Source organism: Bradyrhizobium sp. PRIMUS42, assembly GCF_023006515.1.
Taxonomy (GTDB): Bacteria; Pseudomonadota; Alphaproteobacteria; order Rhizobiales; family Xanthobacteraceae; genus Bradyrhizobium.
The window spans coordinates 1-6,196 of sequence record NZ_JALBGZ010000379.1 but is presented as its reverse complement, the minus strand read 5'-3'; the positions used below and the strand labels follow the sequence as shown (position 1 = coordinate 6,196).

6 protein-coding genes and 2 pseudogenes are annotated in these 6,196 nt (G+C 64.0%); 6 read left to right on the top strand and 2 right to left on the bottom strand.

The genetic code is table 11. The annotated features are described in order from the left end of the window. The 6 genes and pseudogenes from MOV75_RS23995 to MOV75_RS23970 all read left to right on the top strand — a co-directional run. Positions 1-146: pseudogene (locus MOV75_RS23995) on the top strand (SAM-dependent methyltransferase); the annotation flags it as partial. 138 nt (positions 147-284) lie between these two features. Next, entirely contained in the window at positions 285-845 is a 561-nt protein-coding gene (locus MOV75_RS23990) for a LemA family protein (protein ID WP_246921807.1), read from the top strand. 32 nt (positions 846-877) lie between these two features. Then, positions 878-2,109: pseudogene (locus tag MOV75_RS23985) on the top strand (M48 family metallopeptidase). Between the two features lie 207 nt (positions 2,110-2,316). Beyond that, entirely contained in the window at positions 2,317-3,069 is a 753-nt protein-coding gene (locus MOV75_RS23980; RefSeq protein ID WP_246921811.1) for a hypothetical protein, read from the top strand. A 62-nt stretch (positions 3,070-3,131) separates the two neighbouring features. Continuing rightward, on the top strand, positions 3,132-3,800 hold the full coding sequence (locus tag MOV75_RS23975) for a hypothetical protein (protein ID WP_246921813.1): 669 nt from the start codon (positions 3,132-3,134) through the stop codon (positions 3,798-3,800). Positions 3,801-3,885: 85 nt separating this feature from the next. Beyond that, positions 3,886-4,218, top strand: coding sequence for a GIY-YIG nuclease family protein (locus MOV75_RS23970; RefSeq protein ID WP_246921815.1), 333 nt, complete (start codon positions 3,886-3,888; stop codon positions 4,216-4,218). Positions 4,219-4,230: 12 nt separating this feature from the next. Here MOV75_RS23970 and MOV75_RS23965 read toward each other — a convergent pair whose 3' ends face one another. Together MOV75_RS23965 and MOV75_RS23960 are read right to left on the bottom strand one after the other, a co-directional pair. Beyond that, on the bottom strand, positions 4,231-4,770 hold the full coding sequence (locus MOV75_RS23965; protein ID WP_018323310.1) for an adenine phosphoribosyltransferase: 540 nt from the start codon (positions 4,768-4,770) through the stop codon (positions 4,231-4,233). Positions 4,771-4,779: 9 nt separating this feature from the next. After that, on the bottom strand, positions 4,780-6,196 hold a 1,417-nt coding region (locus MOV75_RS23960; RefSeq protein WP_247006732.1), incomplete at its 5' end, for an anthranilate synthase component I.

The following is a 6,196-nucleotide window of genomic DNA, read 5'->3' as shown; positions in this document are numbered from 1 at the left end:
CGCCGGATGTCGGCAAGGCCGAGATCACGGCGAAGCTCTGCACCGGGGCTGGGGTCGCATTGGCGAAAGTCCCGCGACGCGACAAGGCGGCCTATGCCGACGCCCGGCGCTGGCGCTGGGGCGACGCGATCATGTCCGAAAGTTAATTTCGCTGGCCTCTCTTGCCTTGAACTCGAGCGGCTTCCCATTCGACCAAGTCTTACCTCCCCTTTGCGCCGGGCTCTCGCTTCGCGCCAATTTGGTCTACCCTAGCGCCCGCCTTCTTCCCCCTTCAGGAGTTCTCCATGTCGACCGGCTGGATCGTTCTCGGCGTCATCGTCGTCCTCGTGTTCCTGGCGTTCAGCGCCTACAACCGCCTGGTGGCGCTGAGCCAGCGTGTCGGCCAGGCCTTTGCCGATATCGACGTGCAGCTCAAGCAGCGCCACGATCTGATCCCGAACCTGGTGGAGACCGTGAAGGGCTATGCCTCGCATGAGCGCGGCACGCTCGACGACGTCATCAAGGCGCGCAACTCGGCGATGTCGGCGCAGGGGCCGGCGCAGGTGTCCGCGGCTGAGAACCAGCTCTCGGGTGCGCTCGGCCGGCTGATCGCGCTGTCGGAGGCCTATCCGGACCTCAAGGCCAACGCCAATTTCCAGCAGCTCGCATCCGAGCTCTCCGACCTCGAGAACAAGATCGCGGCGAGCCGCCGCTTCTTCAACAACGCGGTCCAGGAATACAACACCGGCATCCAGCAGCTGCCTGCGGCCCTGTTCGCCGGCATGTTCGGCTTCACCAGGAAGGACTTCTTCGATCTCGGCGCCAGCCGCACCGAGGTCGAGGCGACGCCTCAGGTGAAGTTCTGATTTGAGCCGATAGGCCGGCAGGGCATCGCGTCATGGCCGCGTATGGTCTCTACACGCACATCGCCTCGAACAAGTTTCGTTCGATGCTGCTGCTCGCCGGCCTGTTCGCGCTGGTCTACGTGCTGGTCTATGCCGGCGCGCTGGTCGCCGAAGTCGTCATCAACGGCAATGAGACCGTCGTCTATTATCTGAGGCGCGCCCTCCACGATCTGATCGTGGCCGCACCGGTTGCGACGATCGTGGCGGCGGTCTGGATCGTGATCGCCTATTTCTTCCACCAGTCGATGATCGACGCGGTGACCGGCGGCCACGACGTCACCCGGCAGGAAGAGCCGCGGCTCTACAATCTGCTCGAAAACCTCTGCATCTCGCGCGGCATCACCATGCCGAAGCTGAAGATCATGGAGAGCCCGGCGCTGAACGCGTTCGCGACCGGCCTCAATCCGCGGCAATATTCGATCACCGTCACCACCGGTCTCCTCGATGCACTTGATGACAAGGAGATCGAGGCGGTGCTGGGCCACGAGCTGACCCACATCAAGAACGGCGACGTGCAGCTGATGGTCGTCGCCGTCATCATCGCTGGCGTGGTCGGCTTCTTCGGCGAATTGTTCTTCCGCCTGTTCACGAATTTCAACTGGAGCTCCGGCGGGGGATCGTGGTCGTCGGGATCCTCTTCATCCTCGCGATCCTCCTCGTCATCGAGCGACAGCAAGAGCTCCGGCGGCGGTGCGGTGATCGTCATCATCATCGCGGTCGTGCTGATCGTCGTCGCCTGGCTGTTGTCGCAGGTGGTGAAGCTCGCACTATCGCGCTCGCGCGAATATCTTGCCGACGCAGGCTCCGTCGAGCTGACCAAAAATCCGGACGCCATGATCTCGGCGCTGCGCAAGATCGAGAACCGCGGCGAGCTGCCGGGCCGACCTCCGCGGTGATGGAGCTCTGCGTCGACAATCCGCGCGAGGGCTTTGCCGATTTGTTTGCCACTCATCCGTCGGTGCAGTCCCGGGTCGACGCGCTGGTCAAGTTCGCCGGCGGCCATGATTCCGGTCCGTTGCCGCCGCCGGGCTATGAGGAGGAAGAACCAGAAGCGCAAGCCGATCAGCGGGATGCGCCGCCACCGCTGCGGCAGGGGCCTTGGAACGATGCAGGCGGCTCGACCAACCCGCCGCCGGCGCCAGCACCCAGCCCCGCCGGAACCGCAAGCAGCAACCCGATAGGCAATCCCATCGGCAATCCCATGGGACCTTGGGGCCGCCATTGAGCACGTCATTGGACGCCACGCGCGGCAGGTTTGATTGCGATTGGGAAAAACCTCGGGAATTGCCGTAACTGGGGCCTGCGGAATTGAATTCTCCCTTGTTTCTGCCATGTTCGCGCCCAACAGCAGACTTGGGACATCCTTCGGACATCGATTTGGGGCCCGGCCGATTGCGACCTCGCGATCGGGGGCGCGCGTTAGGGGACAGCAATGGCAAAGCCGGCAGTGGTTGTGGTGGGCGCGGACAAGGGCGGGGTCGGCAAGACCACGGTATCGCGCACCCTGCTCGATTATTTTTCCGCCAACAACGTGCCGACGCGCGCCTTCGACACGGAGTCGCCGCGCGGAACCCTGAAGCGCTTCCACCCCGATATCACCGAGATCGTCGACATGACGACCACGTCGGATCAGATGAAGATTTTTGACACGCTCAACGCTGTCAGCCCTTCGGTCACCGTCATCGACGTCCGCGCCGGCCTGCTCTCGCCTGCACTGGCCTCGTTGCGCGACATCGGCTTCCTCGACGCCGCCAAGGCCGGCCAGATCACTTTCGCGGTGTTCCACATCCTGGGCCCCTCGATCGCCTCGCTGGAGGAGATCGCCGAGACCGCGGGCTTCATGACCGGCGCGAAATATTTCCTGGTGAAGAACTTCATCAACGACACCCAGTTCTTCCAGTGGGACCAGGCGACCTATAATTCCTACTTCCACCGTATCAAGGACGCGACCGAGCTGACCATCCCAAAACTCAACGAAATGGCCTATGAGCAGGTCGAGGTGTCCTCCGTCCCGTTCCTGAAATTCGTCGCCAACAAGGGCATCAACGACGATGCCGCGAACTATTCGTTCGTGCTGCGCGGCTATGTCCGGCACTGGCTGGCCAACGTCTGGAGCGAGTTCGACCGCATCCGCCTGACCGACATCGTCGGTTCGAAACCCGCGACCCGCAACAGCGAAAAATAGTTGCGAACCCCGGGCGGATACGGCTGGATTGGGCGGTGAGTTCGCTCAGATAATAGTTCGTGATGCCCGCGACGCCCGTCTACATCATCTGTTCGCCCCGCCCGCAGGTCGGCAAGACCCTGCTGGCGCGGCTATTGAGCGAATTCCTGCTGCTCAAGAACGGCAACGTCGCGGCCTTCGACGTCAATCTGAAGGAGCCGTCGCTGCTCGACTATCTGCCGGGGATCACCGAAACCGCCGACGTGATCGACACCTACGGCAAGATGCAGCTGATGGACCGCGTCATCGTCGATGACGGCCTCGCCAAGGTAATCGACCTCGGCTTCCACGCCTTCGACGAGTTCTTCAAGATGACCGACGAGATCGGCCTGTTGAAGGAGGCAGCGCGCCGCCATGTCGCGCCTCAGATCCTGTTCATCGCCGACACCGACCGCGTCTCACTTCGCGCCCACGAGATGCTGCGCGGACAGATCCCGCGCATGAATCTGATCACGGTGGACAACGAATATGTCGTACGCGGCGAGCTGCCGGCCGCGATGGCGGGCGGCCGGCTGTTCCGCCTGCCCGCGCTGCCGGGCTTCCTCAAGACCTATATCGACCGGCTGAACTTCTCCTTCACCGGCTATCTGCGCCAGGAGAAGGATTCGTCCACCGAGCTGCATCAGTGGACCCGACGCAATTACCTCGCCTTCCGCGAGCTCGAGCTCAGCCTGATCCTGCAGCGGTCTTGAATATTTTACCCGGGTAATATTGACAGAAGACAAGGCGGCCGCTACTGGGATTGCGCAGCAACGTCCCTCAACCAGGCCCGTCACCATGAGCATTGACCGGAAAGCAGCGATCGCCGCCTACAAGGAGCGAAAGACCATCGCGGGCATCTTCGTCGTGCGCTGCGCCGCCTCGGGCGAGGCTTGGGTCGGCCAGGCGCCGAACCTGGAGACGATCCAGAACCGCATCTGGTTCTCGCTACGCCAGGGCAGCCACACGTGCCGCAGCCTCCAGGCCGCCTGGAGCACGCATGGCGAGACGAGCCTCACCTTCGGCGAATGCGAGCGCCTGGACGACGAGGAGAGCGCCTATGTCAGGAACGCGCTTTTGAATGAGCGCATGCTGCATTGGCGGGCGGAGATGAAGGCCGAGATGATCTGACCGCAGCGGCGGTCAGTGCCCCTCGAACGTCATCAGCGTGCGCACCGGCACGTCCATGGCGCGCAGCTTGGCGGCGCCGCCGAGCTCGGGGAGGTCGATGATGAAGCAGGCGGCGACGACGTTGGCGCCGATCTGGCGCAGCAGCTTCACCGCGCCTTCGGCGGTGCCGCCGGTGGCGATGAGATCGTCGACCAGGATGACGCGCTCGCCGGGCTGGATCGCGTCGACATGCATCTCCATCTCGTCGATGCCGTATTCGAGAGAGTAAGCGATGCGCACGGTGGTGTGCGGCAGCTTGCCCTTCTTGCGGATCGGCACGAAGCCGGCCGAAAGCTGGTGCGCCACCGCGCCGCCGATGATGAAGCCCCGCGCCTCCATGCCGGCGACCTTGTCGATCTTGTTGCCGGCCCAGGGATTGACGAGCTCATCCACTGCGCGGCGGAACGCCCGCGCATCCGCCAGCAGGGTCGTGATGTCGCGGAACATGATCCCCGGCTTGGGATAGTCCGGAATGGTGCGGACGCTCGCCTTGATGTCATGGTCGAAGGTCATTGGTGCCTCTCAATCAACGCGCGCATCCAGCCGGAACGCATTCTCGACAATACGTAGTCCCACCTCATTGCCGAGCGACATCAGCGATTCCGGGTGGAATTGCACGCCGGCGATCGGCAGGGTCTTGTGCTCCAGCGCCATGGCGACGCCGTCCTCGGTGCTGGCGGTGACGGACAACACCTCCGGCATGCTGTCGCGCTCGACAAAGAGCGAGTGATAGCGGCCGATGACGATCTCGTTCGGCAGATTGCGCATCAGCCGCCCGCCGCGCACCTGCACCCGCGAGGGCCGGCCGTGGGCGGGATGCGTGAGCTGCCCGAGCTCGCCGCCGAAATATTCACCGATTGCCTGCACGCCGAGGCAGACGCCGAACACAGGCAGCTTCTTCTCCAACGCCGCGTCGATCGTTTTCTTGATGGCAAAGTCCTCAGGCCTGCCGGGCCCCGGCGACAGCACCAGCAAATCCCACCTCTTCCGCTTCAGCATGTCGAGCGCGTGCACATGCCGGACCACGGTGACGTCGGCGCCGACCTGGCGGAAATAATCGGCGAGCATGTGCACGAAACTGTCGTCGTGGTCGATCAGCAGCACTTGCTTGCCCGAGCCGGTCGCATCCGGCGCGAAGGTCGACAGCGGCTTTGGTGGATCGCCGCGCAGTGCCTGGAACAGGGCGGCGGCTTTGACCTGGCACTCGCGATCTTCCGCGGCGGGATCGGAATCGAATAGGCAGGTGGCGCCGACGCGCACTTCGGCCAGACCATCCTTCATGCGGATGGTGCGGATGGTGAGGCCGGTGTTGATGCTGCCGTCGAAATTCACCGCACCGATCGCGCCGGCATACCAGCGGCGCGGCGAGCGCTCGTGATCCTCGACGAACTGCATCGCCCACAGCTTCGGCGCACCGGTGACGGTGACGGCCCAGGCATGGGTGAGGAAGGCATCGAGCGCGTCGAAGCCGGGGCGCAGCATGCCCTCGACGTGATCGACGGTGTGGAACAGTTTTGAGTAGGTCTCGATCTGCCGGCGCGCCAGCACCTTGATGGTGCCGGGAACGCAGACGCGCGCCTTGTCGTTGCGGTCGACGTCGGTGCACATGTTAAGCTCGAACTCGTCCTTCTCCGAGTTCAGGAGCTGGCGGATCTGCTCGGCATCGCCGATCGCATCAAGGCCGCGCGCGATGGTGCCCGAGATCGGGCAGGTCTCGACCCGGCGTCCGTCCGAGCGCACGAACATTTCCGGCGAGGCGGAGACGAGAAACTCTCCCTCACCCAGATTCATCAGCGCGCCGTAGGGCGACGGATTGATGACGCAGAGGCGCTGGAACACTTCGGCCGGCGAGCGGTCGCAGGGCTCGGCGAACAGTTGCCCGGGCACCGCCTCGAACAGATCGCCGCGGGCGAAAGCCGCGCGCGCGGTCTCCACCGTG